This window comes from Enterovibrio gelatinilyticus, assembly GCF_028683095.1.
Classification (GTDB): Bacteria; Pseudomonadota; Gammaproteobacteria; order Enterobacterales; family Vibrionaceae; genus Enterovibrio; species Enterovibrio gelatinilyticus.
Genome location: NZ_JAJUBC010000022.1, coordinates 39,257 through 60,177, shown reverse-complemented (window position 1 = coordinate 60,177; position 20,921 = coordinate 39,257). Strand labels below are relative to the sequence as shown.

Below are 20,921 nucleotides of genomic sequence, written 5' to 3'. Positions count from 1 at the left end.
GGAGGAAGTATGAGCCTATTAGATGTGAAAGACCTGCGCGTAGAATTCAAAACCCAAGATGGTTATGTTACCGCAGTTAATGACCTGAACTTTTCTCTGGAGCGTGGCGAAACGCTGGGCATTGTGGGTGAGTCGGGATCAGGTAAGAGCCAGACAGTGTTTGCGATCATGGGGCTGCTTGCGAAAAACGGTGCCATTAAAGGCAGCGCAAAATTTGAAGGAAATGAAATTCTTAATCTGCCGGAAAAGGAACTGAATAAGATCCGTGCAGAGCAGATTGCGATGATTTTCCAAGATCCGATGACATCGCTAAACCCATTCATGAAAGTCAGTCATCAACTGATGGAAGTACTTATGCTGCACAAAGGCATGGGTAAAGCAGAAGCGTTTGAAGAATCGGTGCGTATGCTGGAAGCGGTGAAAATTCCAGAAGCGCGAAAGCGAATTACCATGTATCCCCATGAGTTTTCGGGCGGTATGCGCCAACGCGTGATGATTGCTATGGCATTGCTGTGTCGTCCAAAGCTATTGATTGCTGATGAACCAACCACCGCATTGGATGTGACTGTTCAAGCGCAAATCATGGATCTCCTCAACGAACTGAAATCAGAATTCGACACCTCGATTATCATGATTACGCACGATTTGGGTGTAGTAGCAGGTTCGTGTGACAAAGTGCTGGTGATGTATGCGGGGCGTACCATGGAATATGGCAAGGTGGATGAAATCTTCTACACTCCTAGCCACCCTTACACGGAAGGACTCATCAAAGCGATTCCACGTTTGGATGTTGAAGGCGATGTATTGCCAACCATCCCAGGTAACCCACCAAACCTAATGAAACTGCCACCAGGTTGTCCTTACCAAGATCGCTGTCACCGTGTGACAGATCGCTGTAAAACTGAATCACCGATCTTGACGCCTTATGAAAATGGCCGTCTCCGTGCGTGTTTTTCTGATGTAGGAGCTTGGTAATGAATGCTGTAGAAAAAAAGCTTCTGCTTGATATTAAAGATCTTAAAGTTCACTTCAATATTGCGTCAAAGTCTCTTTTGCCTTGGGCAAAACCTGCTGTATTGAAAGCGGTTGATGGCGTGAACATCAAACTGTATGAAGGCGAAACTCTGGGCGTTGTGGGCGAGTCCGGTTGTGGTAAATCCACTTTTGCTCGTGCTGTGATTGGCTTGGTACAAGCGACAGAGGGTGAGGTGGTTTGGCTAGGGCAAGACCTAACTAAACTCGGCGGGAATGACTTGCGTGAAAAGCGCAAAGAAATTCAAATGATTTTCCAAGATCCACTGGCGTCGTTGAACCCACGTATGACGGTCGGTGACATCATTGCTGAGCCGTTAAAGACTTTCTACCCAGAGCTTTCTAAAGATGAAGTGAAAGCGCAAGTCCAAGCGATGATGACGCGTGTGGGCTTGCTACCTAACGTAATAAACCGTTATCCGCATGAGTTCTCTGGCGGACAGTGTCAGCGTATTGGTATTGCACGCGCGCTTATCTTAAAACCTAAGTTGGTGATTTGTGATGAGCCGGTGTCTGCACTTGATGTGTCGATTCAAGCGCAGGTTGTGAATTTGCTGAAAGAATTGCAGCAAGAAATGGGCTTGAGCCTGATTTTCATTGCGCATGATTTGTCTGTGGTGAAGCATATTTCCGATCGCGTATTGGTGATGTATCTGGGTAATGCCGTTGAGTTGGCTGAAGGTAAGTCGTTGTTTAGCGACCCTCAGCACCCTTACACTCGCGCACTCATGTCAGCGGTGCCCATTCCTGACCCTATTAAAGAACGGAACAAGAAAATTCAAATGTTGGAAGGCGAGTTGCCATCACCGATGAACCCACCGTCGGGCTGTGTGTTCCGTACCCGTTGCCCTCAAGCAACGGAAACATGTGCACAGAAACGACCAACATTGCTAGGCTCGGATGCACATGCGGTGTCTTGCTTGCAGGTTCACCTGTAAACACGAATACCAAGGTGACATTCAACGAGTCATAGAGACTTTGTCAAAAATAAAAAAGCCTTCCGCATGGAAGGCTTTTTCTTGAGGGTTTTTCTGTGTGACATTCAGGCTTAGGCCTGTGGATACCAGTAACCTTGGTTGCACAGACTGAGTAGGAGAGCGAGTAATGCTGGGTTAGCAGCGATGTCTCCTAGGTCTTCGCCAGAGAACGATTCTTGGTCACAAAGCACACGAGCTGCTGCCTCACAACCTTCTGGAAGCTCGATCGATTCGCCGTTAAGGAAAATCACTGATAAGTCGTCTTCGTGGTACAGCGCTTTTAGGCCAGAGACTTTCTCGAGTACTAAGTTCTCATCCATGAATTGGAACAGCTCATCTGCAGCCCACGGTGGCTCTGCTGGCATGATGTCGAGTTCATGACGTGACTGGCTCAACTGCTCGCCCATCCAACGTGACTTGGCTTTTGGGTCGTTCAACAGCTTCATCAGCATATTGTTCAATGCATCAAACTCAGCGGTTGGGATCATGCCGTGTTCATTGCGAGTTTGTAGGTTGGGATCGTAGTAGTGAATATCACCCAACTCATTGGTTAGCACGTAGTCCGCAAAGCCGCTTAGAAGCTCTAGTTTCTTCGGAGAACGATAACCAATGGAGTAACTCATGGATACATCGATAGTGTTCCCTTCGTGTGGGAAACCTGGCGGGATATACAGAATATCGCCAGGCTCTAGTACTTCATCAATGATCGGATCAAAGCCTTCGATTTGGCGCAAACCTGTGTGGTGGTTAGCGTCTTTGTATTCGCCCTTGTCACCCACGCGCCAGCGACGTTTACCCATACCTTGAATGATGAACACATCGTATTGGTCGATGTGCGGACCTACGCCGCCATTTGGCATTGATAGGCAAATCATAACGTCATCAAACAACCAGTTTGGCAGCGCACGGAACGGTTCAGCCAACTCACGTAACCCTGGGTGCCAGTGGTTCGCTGCTTGGATGATCAGCTGAGAGTGAGTGTCTGGGAAGTCGTCGAAGTGCTCAAAAGGACCGTGCTGGGCTTGCCAATTACCATCAAGGTTAGTCACGAAGCGTGAATCGATTTCTTCCTCCATTGCCAATCCCGCCAATTCATCTGGCGTGATAGGGTCATCAAACTCAACGAAACCGTTGCGAATAATGGTTGGCTTTTTATGCCAGTGAGTCGTGAGGAACGTGTTTAGATCGAAATTTAACTGATACATAAGGGTGTGCAGGTTTCTAAGAATGGGCTCAAGTATATACCCAAACAACCTGAAGATGCAGGATTCAGCGAGGTTTACTGACGTTATGATCTAGGCGTCCCTTTTTGATGTAGTGATCTCCATCAAAAAGGGATAACACCGAGCATGGCGTCAGTAAACTCGCCCGAAGGGACGCACTGATGGACTCTGAAATCGAGCATCTTCAGGTTGATTGGGTATATGAATATGCAGAGACGGGAGAGAAATAAAAAGCCCGGCAGAGCCGGGCTTCAATCAATCTGCGCGCAGTAGCAGAAAGAACAATCGCTTACAGCTGATCAGTCAGCTTGATAGCATCGCCGATGTAGTTTGCTGGGGTCATTTGCTTCAGACGCACTTTCTCGTCTTCAGGCAGATCCAGACCATCGATGAATGCACGCATGCCTTCGCCGTCAACACGCTTACCGCGCGTGAGTTCTTTCAACTTCTCGTATGGCTTCTCGATACCGTAACGACGCATCACGGTTTGTACTGGCTCTGCCAATACTTCCCAGTTTCTGTCGAGTTCAGCTTCAAGCGCAGCTTGGTTAACTTCCAGCTTGCTGATGCCTTTTAGGGTCGAGGTGTATGCAATGATTGCGTAACCCACGCCAACGCCAAGGTTACGAAGAACCGTTGAGTCAGTCAGGTCACGTTGCCAGCGAGAGATTGGCAGTTTTTGCGCCAAGTGGCCAAATACTGCGTTCGCGAGACCTAGGTTGCCTTCTGAGTTTTCGAAGTCAATTGGGTTCACTTTGTGTGGCATGGTTGAAGAACCAATTTCGCCAGCAATGGTTTTTTGCTTAAAGTGACCCAGTGCAATGTAACCCCATACATCACGATCGAAATCGATCAAGATGGTGTTGAAACGCGCAATTGCATCGAACAATTCTGCGATGTAATCGTGCGGTTCGATTTGCGTTGTGTAAGGGTTCCACGTTACGCCAAGCGATTCAGTAATGAATTCTTCGCTGAAACCGTGCCAGTCAACTTCTGGGTAAGCAGAGATGTGTGCGTTGTAGTTACCAACAGCACCGTTGATTTTCGCCAGGATTTCAACGTTTTCGATTTGCTTGTACTGACGTTCCATACGGTATGCAACGTTAGCCATCTCTTTACCCATGGTAGAAGGAGAGGCTGGTTGACCATGTGTACGAGACAGAAGAGGCACTTCACGATATTCAACAGCCAGTGCTTTGATCGCATCAATCACGTTGCGAATTTCTGGCAGGATCACTTCATCACGTGCTTCTTTAAGCATCAATGCATGTGAGGTGTTGTTGATGTCTTCTGAAGTACATGCAAAGTGAATGAACTCGTTAACCGCGTTCAACTCGGCATTGCCAGCGACTTTTTCTTTCAGGAAATACTCAACCGCTTTCACGTCGTGGTTGGTGGTGCGCTCAATGTCTTTGATGCGTTGTGCATCAGCTTCGCTGAACTCAGCAGCGATTTGGTCTAAAAGCGCGTTTGCTTCTGCGCTGAACGCAGGTACTTCCTTGATAGCATCTGTTGCTGCCAGTTTTTGCAACCAACGAACTTCGACGATCGTGCGGTACTTCAATAAGCCAAACTCACTGAAGATTGAACGCAACGCAATCGTTTTCGTTCCGTAACGGCCATCCACCGGTGAAACAGCTGTCAGTGCTGACAGTTCCATGGTCTCTCTCCTGAATTATTATTACGAATTTCGGGCTAAGATGATTTTGGCCTGCTCAATCATTTGTTTGCGGCCAAAGATAAGATGACGGCGCTTTCCGCCGACCTGACGCCAAAGAACCGCGCTGCGGATACCTGAAAGCAGCAATGCTCTCACGCGATGCTGAACGCCAGTTTGCTGAAGCTGGGCAGGGTTGCCAGTCACTTGGATACGCGGGCCCAATGGGCTGATCGTGTCCAAATAAACACTGGCAAGGTTGCTTATCATTTGTTCATCAAGCAGGTCAAAGTGTTGCACTTGGCGCTGGACGGTCTCTAAACGGTCTCCCAATTGCGCGAGGCTATCGCGGCGACCAGAGAGTTTGCGTTCCAACGCAAGTAAGTTGATAAGGTAACGAGTAAGTTCACTGCCACCGGGACTGTTGTCCAGTTCACCAATAAGCGTATTCAAACCCACTGTGAGGCTTTCTTCATTGCCGAAAACCTCCAGTGTAGAAGCGGGGTTAGTGACGATAATACTCTTCAAACTGGCGCTCAGTGCGTCGGCATCACAAGTACCTGTGCGCGACACTTCCTGCACTAATTTGACGGATTGACAGATACTTGCGAACGCGATGGTTCGATCAAATAAAGTATTAGCCACTGACGATTGCTCCTTAAATTCGCTGCTCGATAATGCCGCCACCTAGGCAAACATCACCGGAATAAAATACCGCGGATTGACCAGGGGTTACCGCTGCTTGCGGTTCATCAAAGATAACTTTGATCTGGTCTCCATCAATGGGCTCGATGGTACATGATATGTCTTGTTGGCGGTATCGTGTTTTTACGGTGCACTTCAATGGTTCGCTAATCACTTTACGATCAACCCAATGCAGTTGAGCCGCTACCAGTCCTTTTGAAAATAGACGTGGGTGATCATGGCCTTGTGCAACAATCAACACATTGCGTTCAACGTCTTTGTCGACCACATACCAAGCAGCTTCTAGACCGCCACCGCCTTTTTGACCACCAATGTGGAGGCCTTTACGCTGGCCTAAGGTGTGGTACATCAAACCTTGGTGTTCGCCAATGGCTTGACCTTCAGTGGTTTCAATCACACCCGGTTGTGCGGGTAGATATTTTGACAAGAAATCAGTGAATTTACGCTCACCAATGAAGCAAATACCCGTCGAGTCTTTCTTCTTCGCGGTGATCAGACCTTGTTCTTCCGCAATGCGGCGAACTTCAGGCTTTTCCAATTCTCCTACCGGGAACAGGCTGCGGGCAACTTGCTCATGGCTCAAGGTGTAAAGGAAGTAGCTTTGGTCTTTGTTGTTATCAACGCCACGCAACATTTGCACGGCTTCGCCTTCCTGTGTCGGGAAGGAGCGACGAACGTAGTGACCCATTGCAATGTAATCTGCTTCTAGCACTTCGTCGGCAAATTCCAAGAAGGCTTTGAACTTGATTTCTTTGTTGCAAAGGATGTCTGGGTTTGGAGTACGTCCTGCCTTGTATTCGGTGAGGAAGTGCTCAAAGACGTTATCCCAGTATTCAGCTGCAAAGTTAATGGTGTGCATCTCAATACCAAGCTTGTCACAAACGGCTTGTGCATCGGCCAGATCTTCCGCTGCCGAACAGTACTCATCGTTGTCGTCTTCTTCCCAGTTTTTCATGAAAAGGCCTTCTACCTGATAGCCTTGTTGCTTCAGTAAATAGGCGGACACTGAGGAGTCGACGCCGCCGGACATACCGACAATAACTTTTTTGCTGCTGTTATCTGACATGACGAAATTTCTAGCTCCAATTAAATCGGTGGCAGAGTTTACCAGAATCCTTTGCGCTGTTACAGATGAGAACTCAATCACATTTTCATTGTTTTTGGGGTGGTGAAACCTCTTTCCATTCACCCGGTTGCAGTCCTTCTACCGTCCAACCCGCCATTTGATATCTCACAAGGCGTAAGGTTGGGTGGCCGATTGCTGCAGTCATGCGGCGAACTTGACGATTTCGGCCTTCCTCGAGCGTGATTGCTAACCATGTGGTTGGCACTGAAGGACGATGACGAATCGGTGGGTTTCGTTCCCACAGTTGCGGTTCCTCCATGATTTCTACGCCCGCTGGCAACGTCCAGCCGTCATTAAGCTCGACGCCTTCTCGAAGCTGTTTGACGGCTTCGTCGGAAGGAATGCCTTCAACTTGCACCCAATAGACTTTGGGTGATTTGGATTTTGGCTGGGTGAGGCGAGCTTGCAAGATGCCGTCATTCGTCAACACAAGCAGCCCTTCGCTGTCTTTGTCTAATCGGCCTGCCGCATACACATCTTTGACAGGAATGAAGTCTGCCAAGGTGGAATCATTGGGCTCTCCGGTGAACTGTGTCAGCGTGTTGAAAGGTTTATTGAATATGATGACTTTGGTCGGCCCTTTAGGCTTTGCAGGTTTATCGGTCCGACGGCGTGAAGTGCGTCGGAAATTAGGGTTTGAAGCGGGCTTGGTCACGCTTCTTTTCGATGTGGTTTTAAACGTCATGGAGTACTGTCAATCAGGTCTGGTTACAAATGAGACCTTGGTATTATACATGGAATAATGTGATTGGCGTGTTGCGGGAATTGCAGTATTCTTTTGCTCGCATGTTATACCAAGCAGAACAATTACCTGACGTGCTACATCAGATCATTGGCTCAATAGTGATGTGGTGATTGTACAGACGCACGACGGCAAATTGTTCTGTTTGGTGAGCGCTAAATAGAAAATGGACGCTAGGAGAATTAAATGGAAAGCAAAGTAGTCGTACCAGCAGGTGAGAAGATTGCAGTCGAAAACGGCAAGTTAGTCGTTCCTAACAATCCAATCATCCCATACATTGAAGGTGACGGCATTGGTATTGATGTTAGCCCTGCAATGATCAACGTTGTTGATGCGGCAGTAGAAAAAGCTTACGGCGGTGACCGTAAGATCTCCTGGATGGAAATCTACACTGGTGAGAAGTCAACGCAGGTTTATGGTGAAGACCAGTGGCTGCCTACTGAAACACTAGATTTTATTCGTGAATACAAAGTATCAATCAAAGGCCCATTGACGACGCCAGTTGGCGGCGGTATTCGTTCACTGAACGTTGCATTGCGTCAAGAGCTTGACCTTTACATCTGTGCTCGCCCTGTTCGTTACTTTGCTGGTGTACCAAGCCCAGTGAAGCAACCAGAACTGACTGACATGGTTATCTACCGTGAAAATTCAGAAGATATCTATGCTGGTGTTGAGTTTAAAGCGGGTACTGCTGAAGCTGACAAAGTCATCAAATTCCTGAAAGAAGAAATGGGCGCAACGAAAATCCGTTTTGACGAGGAATGTGGTATTGGTATCAAGCCTGTTTCTGAGCAAGGTACTAAGCGTCTTGTGCGCGCAGCAATCCAGTACACTATCGACAACGATCGTGACTCAATGACATTGGTTCACAAAGGCAACATCATGAAGTTCACCGAAGGTGCCTTCAAAGATTGGGGCTACGAAGTTGCTAAAGAGGAGTTTGGTGCAGAGTTGTTGGACGGTGGTCCATGGATGACGATGAAGAACCCAAACACTGGCAACGAGATCATCATTAAAGATGTGATTGCAGATGCGTTCCTACAGCAAATCCTGCTGCGCCCAGCAGAGTATGATGTCATTGCAACGATGAACCTGAACGGTGACTACGTATCTGATGCACTTGCTGCACAGGTAGGCGGTATTGGTATTGCACCAGGTGCAAATATCGGTGACGGCATTGCACTGTTTGAAGCAACTCACGGTACTGCGCCTAAGTATGCAGGTCAGGACAAGGTTAACCCTGGTTCTTTGATTTTGTCTGCGGAAATGATGCTTCGCCACCTAGGTTGGACTGAAGCAGCAGACCTGATCATTTCTTCAATGGAAAAAGCGATCAGCAACAAGACTGTGACTTACGATTTCGAACGTCAAATGGAAGGCGCGACACTGCGCAAGTGTTCTGAATTCGCACAAGACATGATTGACCAAATGTAATTTTTGGTGAGTTCATTAGAAACCCAGCTTCGGCTGGGTTTTTTTATGTCTATCAGATATGCATACGTCAAAACACCTTTCAATAGTGATGAAATGCCCCCTCATCAAAGAGCCGCTCACAGGGCTGTCATAAGCGCGTTTGTCATGTAACAAGTGACAGGGCGAGTTGTTATTTATGCATCTCGTCTAAGTGGCGTTGAAGCGCATAGGGGAGCAGTTAGCTGGGATAGGGATACAGAAGCAACGACAAAAGGAAGCTGTTGCTTGATTTGGGCGTGTCTAAAAACAAAAAGAGCGAACATGTGTTCGCTCTTTAAAAATGTCGACCTTCGGGCAGCAAAAAGATTGTAGCAACGCTATTTTATTTTAGGGCTTCGTTTTCTACGGGAACAATTTCACTAGCGTGATAGCCTTTCGGACCTTCTTGCACTTCATAGTTCACGGTTTGACCCGCCTTCAAAGTGCGATAACCATCCATCTGTATCGTCGAGTAGTGTGCAAAGATATCTCCGTCACCCTCGTCAGGGCAGATGAAACCAAACCCTTTAGCATTGTTAAACCATTTAACTGTACCAGTTGCCATGCGAAACATCCCTCTTGCATTCAAATTGCATAACTATGAGTAAAACCAACATTTGCAATCATGTTACTCAACCGTAATTGATGCTGTATGTTTTTACTTCAATTCCCACTCTAGTAGAAAGATTTAGACAGTCAAGCGTCTTAAAGCCTATATAACAACATTTTAATAAAAATAACCAGCGATGTTACGGAAGGATGATGTGAGTATCATTTTGGTAGGAATTGTTTCATAAATATATTCATATTTCAGTATTGAGACTTTTACTTGCCCAGTTTATTTACAGGTTCATCAATTGCAAACACTATGATATGTCTGATTGTGATGGCTTAATGTGAGTGTATAGCATTGATAAAAATGGTAATAATGGAGGGTTTTGAACTTGGTGAATTAATTGAAGGATACACTTGGTTTTATGCATTCTCGGAGTGAATGGATGACGGCTCAGCATTAACAGCGAAAATTAACTTTATAACAAATAAGACACTGTTTTCTTTATGAGGCCATGTTTTTACCTATGTTTTGTATGGAATTTCTGACACAAATGATTGCATATGTGTTGATGTGCTTTGTATGACAATTCGAGGAACACAACGTTGCAATGTTGAAGCTGTGACCTCATATTGGATGAGGCAGGCTGAAATTCGTTAAGTAGGTTCTAGCAACGTAGTATTGTTTTGGTTGCTGGAATACAATCTGTGGATTACGTTTTAAGTAGTGGTAGCAAATCTTGTGTTTGATATCTCAATCTGCAAACCTGACGTATAAAACATTGTTTTGTAAAGAACACTTGAGCTACCTTAAAGATTGTAAGCAGTTATGAGCAAAAAGTACGAATGGATAGTTCCGGATTCAGATGTAAAAGAAGCGGAAGAGACCAAGGTAAAACCACCATCCTTATATAAAGTGATGTTGAATAATGATGACTACACCCCCATGGAGTTTGTTGTAGACGTATTACAGCGGTTTTTCTCCATGGACATAGAGAGAGCAACACAGTTGATGTTGGCTGTGCATTACGAAGGAAAAGCGGTCTGCGGCATTTTTAGTGCAGAAGTTGCTGAGATGAAAGTCGCCCAAGTAATGATGTATGCGAAAGAACATCAACACCCATTGCTGTGCACAATGGAGAAAGCCTAAGAAGGAGAATTGGTTTTTCTCCGGCACACCATAATGTGGTTTTTGAGGGAGGTGCCTTATGCTAAATAAAGAACTCGAAGCGAGCCTGAATGGGGCTTTTGCAAGAGCACGTGAAAAACGTCATGAGTTCATGACGGTAGAACATCTACTGCTGGCGCTTCTGGAAAATGTGGCTGCTCGCGAAGCTTTGCTTGCGTGCCGCGCTGACCTCGATGCTTTACGAAAAGAGCTAGAAGCTTTCATTGAACAGACCACTCCGCTCATCCCTGTTGATGACGATAATCGTGAAACCCAACCAACGTTGAGTTTCCAGCGCGTACTTCAACGTGCTGTATTCCATGTTCAATCTTCTGGTCGTAGTGAAGTGAGCGGTGCGAATGTTCTCGTGGCTATTTTCAGCGAGCAAGAATCGCACGCAGCATATTTGCTGAAGAAGAATGATATTAGCCGACTAGACGTTGTTAATTACATCTCACATGGCACGACTAAGTCGTCTAACAGTGATGAAGAGCTCCCTGGTGCTGATTTGTCTTCGGAAGAAGCGGCAGTAGAAGGCGGGGAAGAACGTCTAGAGAACTTTGCGACTAACTTGAATCAACTTGCCCGTGTAGGCGGCATTGATCCTCTGATTGGACGAGACAAAGAACTTGAGAGAACCATTCAAGTGTTATGTCGTCGTCGCAAAAATAACCCATTACTTGTGGGTGAAGCAGGTGTAGGTAAAACTGCAATAGCAGAAGGACTAGCCTGGCGTATTGTTGAAGGCGAAGTGCCTGAGATCATACAGAACTGCATCATCTACTCACTGGACATTGGTTCTTTGCTTGCGGGTACCAAGTACCGCGGCGATTTTGAAAAGCGCTTCAAAGGTATTTTGAAGCAACTTGAAAAAGAAGAACATGCTGTTCTGTTTATTGATGAGATCCACACCATTATCGGTGCGGGTGCTGCATCTGGTGGTCAAGTTGATGCTGCAAACCTTATCAAACCATTGTTGTCTAGCGGCAAGTTGCGTTGTATTGGTTCTACTACCTATCAGGAATACAGCAGTATTTTTGAGAAAGAGCGAGCGCTAGCTCGTCGATTCCAAAAAATCGATGTTATCGAACCTTCGTTGGATGACACCACCAAGATTTTGATGGGCCTGAAACCGAAGTACGAAGCACACCATGAAGTTCGCTATACCAACAAAGCCATCCGTGCTGCCGTTGAGTTGTCGGCTAAGTACATCAACGACCGCCATCTTCCGGACAAGGCCATTGATGTTATCGATGAAGCGGGCGCGCGTTGTCGTTTGGCTCCAGCGAATAAGCGTAAGAAAACGGTGGGTGTCGGCGACATTGAAAATATGATTGCTAAGATGGCACGTATTCCTGAAAAGTCAGTATCGTCAACGGATAGAGAAGTGCTTAAGTCACTCGAGCACAAGTTGAAGATGCTGGTGTTTGGGCAAGACGATGCCATTGGTGCGCTATGTGAAGCCATTAAGCTAAGCCGTGCTGGTCTAGGCGCTGAAAACAAACCTGTGGGTTCATTCTTGTTTGCTGGGCCAACAGGGGTCGGTAAAACAGAAGTGACGGTGCAACTGGCACGAGCAATGGGTATTGAGCTTCAGCGCTTTGATATGTCCGAGTATATGGAGCGTCACACTGTCAGTCGTTTGATCGGTGCGCCTCCAGGCTATGTCGGGTACGACCAAGGTGGTTTACTAACTGATGCAGTGATTAAGCACCCACATAGTGTTGTATTGCTTGATGAGATAGAGAAAGCACACCCAGACGTGTTTAACTTGCTTCTTCAAGTCATGGATAACGGTACGCTGACTGATAACAACGGCCGTAAGGCGGATTTCCGCAATGTGATCCTAGTGATGACAACCAATGCTGGCGTAACGGAAACAGTACGCAAGTCGATTGGTCTGATTCAGCAAGATCATAGTCACGATGCGATGGCGGAAATTAAGAAGGTATTCGCACCAGAATTCCGAAATCGTCTTGATAACATCATATGGTTTAACCACCTCGATAAAGAAGTCATTCTTCAAGTGGTGGATAAATTTGTTGTTGAACTTCAAGCACAGTTGGATGTTCGTGGCGTGTCACTAGAAGTGACCGATAAAGCGAAACTTTGGCTTGCAGAGAAAGGCTATGACAAGTCAATGGGCGCTCGTCCAATGGCACGTGTGATGCAAGAGCATGTGAAGAAAAACCTAGCAAACGAACTGTTGTTTGGCTGTTTGGTCAATGGTGGCACGGTGAAGGTCGGTCTGAAAAACGATTCGCTTACCTTTAGTTTTAGCGATGAAATGGAGCCGGCGTAATCGTCGGCTACACTTTTCACCAAAAATCACGATTCACAAATGACAAAACCCGGCTAAGAGCCGGGTTTTTCGTGTTCGCGAGACGTGAGGATTAGCGCGCGCGGAAGATAATGCGTCCTTTCGACAAGTCGTAAGGCGTCATTTCAACGGTAACTTTGTCACCAGTCAGGATACGGATGTAGTTTTTGCGCATCTTACCAGAGATGTGAGCAGTGACTACGTGGCCGTTCTCTAGTTCTACGCGAAACATGGTGTTTGGCAGGGTGTCCAGTACGGTACCTTGCAATTCAATTACGTCTTCTTTTGCCATTTAATCCTCTTAGGCTATCAATCAGCCATTTTTCGACTGGCAGATAATGCCTTGATTCGTTAAGTCTGTAAAGTTCAGGGCCGAAATTTTACCCCTTTGCATCCTCACTGACTAGTAAAAATCAGCTATCGGTTAAGGTTTACACCAAATAGTTATTAGTTTGGACACAAAATAGCAGGCTTTAGTGGGGTGGCGGTAGCCATTCCGGTTGCGCAATTACTCTGACGTTTTCCATTCGCCAGCAGTAAAACGCTCATTCGGGGTGAATTTTTGCTTATAGCGCATCGCAGCGCAATCATCAATTTGGAAGCCAAGATAAAGCCAAGGAATACCGTGTTGTGCGGCTGTTTGAATTTGGGCAAGAACACACAATGAACCCAAAGACCAAGGATGGTCCGGGTCAAAAAAGCTGTAAATGGCACTGTAACCTTGAACAAGGACATCTGTGACTGCAATGGCGATTAAGGTGTTTCCATCAAAGAGGTGGATGTATTTTGAGCGTTGCCAACCGCTTTGGATAAAAGAGAGGAAATCTTGTTTGTTTGCCGGATACATAGAGCCGTTCTGATGGCGTTGATTGATATAGCGCTCATAGAGCGAAAACCAATCTTCGTTTAAGGTATCTTCAATTCTGATTTCTAATCGATTGAGTTGGTTGATTTGCCGTTTCTGGCTCTTGCTCGGCGTGAACGCTGCGGTATCAACACGCAGTGAATGGCACGCCTTGCATTCAGCACAGTGAGGTCGGTAGATGTTATCACCACTTCGACGAAACCCTGATTGTATCAACGCATCGTAACTGGGCATGTTGTGCAGTTCAGCATCGAGAACGATTGCGACCGACTCTTGGCGATCAGGTAAGTAAGAGCATGACGAAGGTGGCATGACGCCAATGCGAAATGAACGCGTTGCTCTACGCATTGCTTGCTCCATCAATCCATTGAGATTGAAAGAGAGAAGCATCCGTCATTCGATGTTTAAGCTGGTCGAGTCTTCGAATGAAATCGGAGCGAGATAGAGGCGTCGCGCCAAGAGTAGAAAGGTGCTCCGTCATCATTTGACAGTCGATGAGCTTACCGCCGTGTTTCTTGAAGTGTTCACAGAAGCGCCATAGTGCAATCTTGGACGCATTGGTTTGCAGTGAAAACATGGATTCGCCACAAAATAGCGTCCCGACACTGACGCCGTAAAGACCGCCAATCAATTGGTCATCTTGCCAGACTTCTACGCTGTGGGCGCCACCTTGACGGTGCAGCTTTTTGTAAGCGTCTCTCATCTCTTGCGTGATCCAAACTTGATGAGCACCTCGGATCAATGCGCAGTGCTCAATCACATCATCAAAACGGTAGTTGATGGAAACGCGTATGTTCTGTTTTCGAGCATATTTCCTGAGGCTTTTACTTGGGACGAAGGTGAGCGGGTCGATAATTGCGCGTTCTGAAGGTGACCACCAAAGGTAGGGCTCATCATCACCGAACCAAGGGAATATACCGCGCTCATATGCGGCTCTAAGACGCTGTGGAGAGAGATCGCCGCCTATCGCAAGTAAACCATCGGGTTCTTCAAGTGCGCTGGTGACAGAGGGGAAATCCTCCGGATCATTCTCATCCAATGGTGGAAGGTAAATGGTCATAACTACTCGTTCGTTTTGATTACGTCTATTCGCGTTAAAGTGGAAAAAAGAGAGCCGAAGCTCCCTTTTTCCAATTATAGATACACTAACACAGGCTCACTACTGAATACGCTGGAGCAGGTTCGAATATCGACCACCCGCCGCTTTCAACGTGTGGTGGCTGCCTTGCTCAATGATCTGTCCTTCGTCCATTAAACACACAGTGTCCATATGCGTTAGTCCCACGAGACGATGAGTGATGAACAGTACGGTTTTGTCTTGAGCGTGTTCAAGAAGCAAAGAGAGAATATGTTGCTCAGTTTTTACATCCAGTCCTTCTGTGGGTTCGTCCAATAGTAATATCGGCGCATCGCGTAACAACGCACGAGCAATGCCAAGACGACGGCGTTCACCACCAGATAATTGACGACCACCATCGCCTAACCAAACATCTAACCCTGGCCCATCAAGAAGATCAGAAAGTCCAACTTGTTCAATGACTGCAATGAGCTCCGCGTCAGAGGCGCTAGGTTTCGCCATCGATAGATTATTGCGCAAGGCGCCATTAAAAACATCAACGCGTTGACTGACTACGGCTATTGAGCTTCTTAGTGCCGACTCTCTCCACGCGGTAAGCGGCTGACCATCTATCTCAACCTCACCTTGAGAAGGGTCCCACGAGCGGGTCAATAGCTGTAGTAGTGTGGATTTACCGCAACCTGTACGTCCTAACAGTGCTACTTTCTCGCCTGCTTTAATCGTTAGTGAAACGCCATCAATCGCTGGTTTATCCGCATCATGGTAGGTGTAGCTCACGTTATTGAAACGGATGTTACCTTTAGCTGTATTGTTGTAACCGGCAGGATCGAACGGTGTTTCTGGTGTTGCTTCAATGATTTCATTCAGTCGTTTTGCCGATGTCATTGTTTGGCTTAAATATTGAAAAGCACCAGCGACGGGCATCATCAACTCAAAGCTAGCCATGGTCGTAAATGCCACCATCGCCACCATCGGGTTCGGGTATTGTCCCCCAACGCCGTCAGCTGCAATCCAAAGCATCAACACCAAGGTTAATCCATTTGCTGCCAGTAAGATGCCATTGGCAAGACCAGTTACGCCCGCCATGCGACGTTGTGCATTGAGAAGCCGAGCCTCTGCGTCATGTGCGCGTTCACGGTATCGATCTGCTGCACCAAAGATCTGCAGTTCCGCGTGGCCTTGAAGCCAATCTAGCAGTGACACTCGAAGTTCTGACTTTGCCCGCGTGATCCCTGCACCATGCGGCTCACCGAGGCGGTAGAAAATGACAGGGAGGATCAGCATGAGTGATAGTAGAATCACGCCCAGCGTCATGCCTAATTTGGGGTCAAACCAATAGAGGAAACCACTAACGCAAAATATACCCAAAATGCCAACGAACAGCGGGCTGATAAGGCGCAGATAGACATGATCCATAGCGTCAACATCTGCCACCAAGCGGTTGAGAATGTCAGCGTCTCGTAAGTTACCCACTTTGCCAGGGATCAGCGGCGTGAGCTTTTCAAAGAAGAAAATACGAAGGTCAGCCAACAGTTTGAATGTGGCATTATGGCTGACGACACGCTCGCCCCAGCGTCCTGCGGTTCTTGCGATAGAAAATCCGCGCACGCCCGCAGCGGGAAGCATGTAGTTAAAGTTGGTGGCAGCAGCCAGACCGGCAACGGCTGACGCTGCGATAAACCAACCCGATAGAGTGAGTAGGCTGATTGCAGAGGCCAGCGTCGCAAAGGACAAGAGCATGCCCAAGGACAGACCAAACCAATGTTTTTTATAAAGCCTTAGAAATGGAATGAGATCACGCATCAAGATCACTCCTGTCTACAGCTTGGATCATTTCAGAAAATAGCCCTTCGTGCTTGAGGGCGTCGAATGTACCTTGCTGCACCAGCTTACCTTTGCTCATGACCAATATATTGTCTGAGGTACCCAGTTGGTCAATGCGGTGGCTGACCAGCAAGGTGGTGGTGTCTTTGGTTGCTTTGTCTAAGCTCTCCATCACCAATCGCTCACTGGATGCGTCTAAGCTTGCTGTAGGTTCATCGAGTAGCCAAAATCGACCATCTTGTAGTAATGCCCGAGCAACGGCTATTCGCTGTGCTTGTCCGACAGATAAGCCGCTAGAGCGATCACCAACGGGGTGTGAATAGCCTTGATCTAACCGCTGAATAAATTCATTGGCATGCGCAGCGTGGGCGACGCGTTGGATTTGCTCTTCCGTTGCTAATGGTGCTGACAGGCAAATGTTGTCTTTGACGCTGCCGTGGAAAAGCTGAGGGTTTTGTCCCACCCAACTCACTTGTTTGCGCCAATGTGACAAATCGGCTTCTTTTAGTTCAATACCGTTTATCACTAGGCTACCGCGATAGGGTAGAAAGCCCAGAACAGCATTGATGAGGCTCGTTTTGCCCGCACCACTTTGCCCGACCAATGCGACGCGTTCACCAGACTTAATCTTAAACGTCAATGGGCCTGCGAGAATAATGCCATCAGGGCTGAGGACTTCAAGATCAGTTGCTGTGATTTCGACGGTATCCGATGCGATTTTTGCCTCACCTGACGCTTGATGTTCTGGTTGTGCGTCAAGGAAGTTAACAATGGACTCTGCCGCGCCTATCGCTTGCGCTTTGGCATGATAGTAGGTGCCGAGATCTCGCAATGGTTGATAAAACTCAGGCGCAAGTACCAGTACGAAAACACCGATAAACAGCGAGATGCCTAAACCGTAGTGACCGAAGTTCAGTTCGCCTATATAACTAAAGCCGAAGTAAACCGCAGTGATCGCGATGGAGAGCGAGGTGAAAAATTCGAGTACGGCTGAGGAAAGAAACGCTAATCGCAGCACTTCCATCGTACGTTTACGAAAATCCTCAGAGGCGACTTTTAAGTGCTGACTTTCTGCATCAGCTTGATCAAACAATCGAATGGTTGCCAGACCACGAAGGCGGTCATAGAAATGCCCAGAGAGACGCTGCAGCGCCTTAAAGTTTCGTCTGTTCGCATCCGCAGCGCCCATGCCAACGAGTGCCATGAAGAAAGGCACAAGCGGGGCGGTCAGTAAGAAAATAAGCCCTGCCGCCCAGTTGAGTGGAAAGACAACAACCAAAATAACCAAGGGTATTAACCCTGCTATGGCCATTTGGGGAAGATAGCGCGCAAAGAAATCCTGCATTTCTTCTACTTGTTCAAGCACCAAGCTTGCCCATGTCCCGGCAGGCTTGCCTTGAATCGTGGCAGGACCAAGTGTTTGCAGCTTATCCAGCACGAGATGACGAATATGAAGGCGGACGGCTTCACCAGCGCGATAACCCGCTTGCTCCTTGCCCCAGCTACATATTGCGCGTAGGCAAACGATAATGGCAAGTCCTACGAAGGACAGCCAGATATCGGATTTGTCGGCTTTCTCGATGATGAGTTCGTGAAGAATGTTTGCGAGTAACGCGGCCTGGGCGATCAAAAATAAACCGGACAAAAATGCCAGTCCGATTGCGGTTACGAGCCATGTTTTGCCAAGCTTGCTTTGTCCTTTTAGCCACTGGACTAGCGAGCGTTGTTTCTTTTTATCCATACTACTTCTTGGTTTTTTAATCCACGGTGTTTCGAACTGTCAGTACAGCAATAACGACAATGTGGATGATAGGAAGGCTGAGTTGGCAAAATATAGGCCCATAAATGGGCCTAAAAACGCGAATTATTATTTGCTTTCTTTTGCGTCTAGGAAGCGCTCGGCATCCAATGCAGCCATACAGCCGGTACCCGCTGATGTGATTGCTTGACGGTAGATATGGTCCATCACATCGCCAGCGGCGAAAACGCCTTCAACGCTGGTTTGTGTGGCGTTGCCTTCAAGGCCAGATTGCACTTTGATGTAACCATTGTGCATCTCCAATTGACCTTCAAAGATGCTGGTGTTTGGTTTATGACCGATGGCAACGAACAAGCCCATCACATCCAAATCTTCGGTGGCGTCAGATTGTGTTTCTTTAATACGAACGCCTGTCACGCCCATGTCATCGCCTAACACCTCATCAAGAACGCGATCTGTGTGCAAAACGATATTGCCGTTTTCGACTTTGTCCATTAGACGGCTAACCAAAATCTTTTCAGCACGGAAAGTATCACGACGGTGGATAAGGTGAACTTCTGATGCGATGTTGGACAGGTAAAGTGCTTCTTCAACAGCCGTGTTGCCACCGCCAATCACCGCGACTTTCTGGTTGCGATAGAAGAAACCGTCACAGGTTGCACACGCTGAAACGCCGCGGCCTTTGAAGTTTTCTTCTGACTCCATACCCAAATATTGAGCAGAAGCACCTGTTGCGATGATTAATGCATCACAAGTGTATTCAGCATTGTCGCCTTTAAGGCGGAAAGGGCGCTGAGTGAGGTCTGTTTCATTGATGTGGTCGAAAATGATTTCGGTATCAAATTTTTCAGCATGTTCTTTCATGCGTTCCATCAGAGCAGGGCCAGTTAACCCTTCTGCATCACCCGGCCAGTTTTCCACTTCAGTCGTTGTGGTGAGCTGTCCGCCCTGTTGTAGGCCAGTAACCATAACAGGCTTAAGGTTGGCGCGAGCAGCATAGACTGCAGCAGTATATCCTGCAGGACCTGAACCTAAGATAAGAAGGCTTGAATGCTTTACGTTACTCATTATTTCTCCGGATGGATTGAGTTTGATCTAATGAGAGAGATTGTAGGGAAAATGCGTAATTAAAGAAAGAGCACCATGCGGTGCCCTTCATTGAAATGTGTTATCTCATATTACACTTTGATTGGTTGTGGATTATGAGATTGCAGCACGTGGGTCTAGATAGTCGAGATTAAAGGCGTCAGCGACTTCTTTTATCGTTACCTTACCGTCAATGACATTCAGGCCTTTTAGTAAGCCTTCGTCACTGAGCAGTGCATCACGGTAGCCAAGGTTAGCCAGTTTCACGATATAAGGTAATGTTGCATTGTTCAGTGCGAACGTTGACGTACGGGCGACTGCACCTGGCATGTTGGCGACACAGTAGTGGACGACATCATCCACAATGTAAGTCGGATCAGCATGCGTCGTGGCGTGTGATGTTTCAAAGCAGCCACCTTGGTCAATAGCAACATCGACAACGGCAGCGCCCGGTTTCATCTTTTTGATATGTCCCGCATTGACGAGTTTTGGTGCTGCTGCACCTGGAATTAGCACTGCTCCGATGACCAAATCTGCGGCGAGAACGTGTTTTTCAAGAATTTCTTCTGTTGAGTAGAGTACTTTTGCGCGCCCCTGAAATTCTTCATCTAGCGCTCTTAGCGTATCAATGTTGCGATCCAAAATGGAAACATCCGCACGCATACCAACCGCCATACGCGCTGCGTTTGAACCAACGACACCTCCGCCAAGGACCACAATTTTCGCGGGTTCAACCCCAGGTACGCCGCCAAGCAGCATGCCTGCACCGCCTCGAGATTTCTCCAATGCTTGTGCACCCGCTTGAATAGACATGCGACCAGCGACCTCAGACATCGGCGCCAAAAGTGGCAATCGACCTTTAGAATCTGTTACGGTTTCATAGGCTATACAGACAGCTTTGCTCTTGATAAGGTCTTGTGTCTGTGGAAAATCTGGTGCAAGGTGCAAATAGGTAAACAATATCTGCCCTTCGCGAAGCATGGCTCTTTCAACAGCCTGCGGCTCTTTAACTTTGACAATCATTTCAGCAGTGGCAAACACTTCTTTCGCACTTGGAAGAACAGAAGCGCCGGCATTGACGTAGTCATCATCGCTGAAGCCGATCCCCATTCCTGCCTGTGACTGGACGTGCACAGTATGACCATGGGAAACGAGCTCGCGTACGCTGGCAGGCACCATGCCCACACGGTATTCATGATTTTTTATCTCTTTAGGTACACCAATGATCATCCTGATTCCTCGCTTCAATATAGAGTTATTAGCTGTTGTTTTGTAGTATTGTTGTATTTAGAGCTAGTATAGTTCGCAAAAAGACGGATTTGATGCTAAAAACATAAGTTATGTTAAAGAAAATG

At 47.2% G+C, this 20,921-nt stretch carries 18 protein-coding genes; 5 read left to right on the top strand and 13 right to left on the bottom strand.

Annotated features, from left to right (window positions below; genetic code table 11):
* The first annotated feature begins 9 nt into the window (after window positions 1–9).
* A complete protein-coding gene (gene oppD / locus LRP50_RS17525) occupies window positions 10–975 on the top strand; it encodes an ABC transporter ATP-binding protein (RefSeq protein WP_274165749.1) in 966 nt (321 codons plus the stop codon).
* Complete coding sequence (gene oppF, locus LRP50_RS17520) at window positions 975–1,970, top strand: murein tripeptide/oligopeptide ABC transporter ATP binding protein OppF (RefSeq protein WP_274165748.1); 996 nt, start codon at window positions 975–977, stop codon at window positions 1,968–1,970. The genes oppD and oppF overlap by 1 nt, the downstream gene beginning before the upstream one ends.
* Window positions 1,971–2,080: 110 nt before the next feature.
* Here oppF and LRP50_RS17515 read toward each other — a convergent pair whose 3' ends face one another.
* The 5 genes from LRP50_RS17515 to LRP50_RS17495 form a co-directional block, all read right to left on the bottom strand.
* A complete protein-coding gene (locus LRP50_RS17515) occupies window positions 2,081–3,214 on the bottom strand; it encodes a ribosomal protein uL16 3-hydroxylase (RefSeq protein ID WP_274165747.1) in 1,134 nt (377 codons plus the stop codon).
* A 307-nt stretch (window positions 3,215–3,521) separates the two neighbouring features.
* The gene (gene purB, locus LRP50_RS17510) at window positions 3,522–4,892 is read right to left on the bottom strand and encodes an adenylosuccinate lyase (protein ID WP_102260295.1); all 1,371 of its coding nucleotides are present in this window, start codon (window positions 4,890–4,892) and stop codon (window positions 3,522–3,524) included.
* A gap of 21 nt (window positions 4,893–4,913) precedes the next feature.
* Entirely contained in the window at window positions 4,914–5,534 is a 621-nt protein-coding gene (hflD, locus tag LRP50_RS17505) for a high frequency lysogenization protein HflD (RefSeq protein ID WP_028022789.1), read from the bottom strand.
* Window positions 5,535–5,547: 13 nt separating this feature from the next.
* On the bottom strand, window positions 5,548–6,660 hold the full coding sequence (gene mnmA, locus LRP50_RS17500) for a tRNA 2-thiouridine(34) synthase MnmA (protein WP_274165746.1): 1,113 nt from the start codon (window positions 6,658–6,660) through the stop codon (window positions 5,548–5,550).
* A gap of 85 nt (window positions 6,661–6,745) precedes the next feature.
* A complete protein-coding gene (locus tag LRP50_RS17495) occupies window positions 6,746–7,405 on the bottom strand; it encodes a pseudouridine synthase (RefSeq protein WP_274165745.1) in 660 nt (219 codons plus the stop codon).
* A 243-nt stretch (window positions 7,406–7,648) separates the two neighbouring features.
* Here LRP50_RS17495 and icd point away from each other — a divergent pair, with 243 nt between their 5' ends.
* The gene (icd, locus tag LRP50_RS17490; RefSeq protein WP_274165744.1) at window positions 7,649–8,896 is read left to right on the top strand and encodes an NADP-dependent isocitrate dehydrogenase; all 1,248 of its coding nucleotides are present in this window, start codon (window positions 7,649–7,651) and stop codon (window positions 8,894–8,896) included.
* Between the two features lie 361 nt (window positions 8,897–9,257).
* Here the strand turns inward: icd and cspD are convergent, their stop codons facing one another.
* Window positions 9,258–9,479 (bottom strand): cold shock domain-containing protein CspD, encoded by a 222-nt coding sequence (gene cspD, locus LRP50_RS17485; RefSeq protein WP_016961514.1) that lies wholly within the window; start codon window positions 9,477–9,479, stop codon window positions 9,258–9,260.
* Between the two features lie 816 nt (window positions 9,480–10,295).
* Here cspD and clpS point away from each other — a divergent pair.
* Window positions 10,296–10,616, top strand: coding sequence for an ATP-dependent Clp protease adapter ClpS (clpS, locus tag LRP50_RS17480; protein WP_274165743.1), 321 nt, complete (start codon window positions 10,296–10,298; stop codon window positions 10,614–10,616).
* 58 nt (window positions 10,617–10,674) lie between these two features.
* Complete coding sequence (gene clpA, locus LRP50_RS17475; protein WP_274165742.1) at window positions 10,675–12,936, top strand: ATP-dependent Clp protease ATP-binding subunit ClpA; 2,262 nt, start codon at window positions 10,675–10,677, stop codon at window positions 12,934–12,936.
* Window positions 12,937–13,027: 91 nt separating this feature from the next.
* Here clpA and infA read toward each other — a convergent pair whose 3' ends face one another.
* The 7 genes from infA to ald all read right to left on the bottom strand — a co-directional run bounded on the left by infA (window position 13,028) and on the right by ald (window position 20,796).
* The gene (infA, locus tag LRP50_RS17470) at window positions 13,028–13,246 is read right to left on the bottom strand and encodes a translation initiation factor IF-1 (RefSeq protein WP_016961517.1); all 219 of its coding nucleotides are present in this window, start codon (window positions 13,244–13,246) and stop codon (window positions 13,028–13,030) included.
* A 216-nt stretch (window positions 13,247–13,462) separates the two neighbouring features.
* A complete protein-coding gene (locus LRP50_RS17465) occupies window positions 13,463–14,167 on the bottom strand; it encodes an arginyltransferase (RefSeq protein ID WP_274165741.1) in 705 nt (234 codons plus the stop codon).
* The gene (gene aat / locus LRP50_RS17460; RefSeq protein WP_274165740.1) at window positions 14,160–14,879 is read right to left on the bottom strand and encodes a leucyl/phenylalanyl-tRNA--protein transferase; all 720 of its coding nucleotides are present in this window, start codon (window positions 14,877–14,879) and stop codon (window positions 14,160–14,162) included. Before aat ends, LRP50_RS17465 begins: the two co-directional genes overlap by 8 nt.
* A gap of 99 nt (window positions 14,880–14,978) precedes the next feature.
* Window positions 14,979–16,700 (bottom strand): heme ABC transporter ATP-binding protein/permease CydC, encoded by a 1,722-nt coding sequence (gene cydC / locus LRP50_RS17455; RefSeq protein ID WP_274165739.1) that lies wholly within the window; start codon window positions 16,698–16,700, stop codon window positions 14,979–14,981.
* Window positions 16,693–18,462, bottom strand: coding sequence for a heme ABC transporter permease/ATP-binding protein CydD (cydD, locus tag LRP50_RS17450; protein ID WP_274165738.1), 1,770 nt, complete (start codon window positions 18,460–18,462; stop codon window positions 16,693–16,695). Before cydD ends, cydC begins: the two co-directional genes overlap by 8 nt.
* Window positions 18,463–18,588: 126 nt before the next feature.
* On the bottom strand, window positions 18,589–19,548 hold the full coding sequence (gene trxB / locus LRP50_RS17445) for a thioredoxin-disulfide reductase (RefSeq protein WP_274165737.1): 960 nt from the start codon (window positions 19,546–19,548) through the stop codon (window positions 18,589–18,591).
* 132 nt (window positions 19,549–19,680) lie between these two features.
* Window positions 19,681–20,796 carry an alanine dehydrogenase gene (gene ald, locus LRP50_RS17440; RefSeq protein ID WP_274165736.1) on the bottom strand — a complete coding sequence of 372 codons (1,116 nt, stop codon included), beginning with the start codon at window positions 20,794–20,796 and terminating at the stop codon, window positions 19,681–19,683.
* Between the last annotated feature and the right edge of the window lie 125 nt (window positions 20,797–20,921).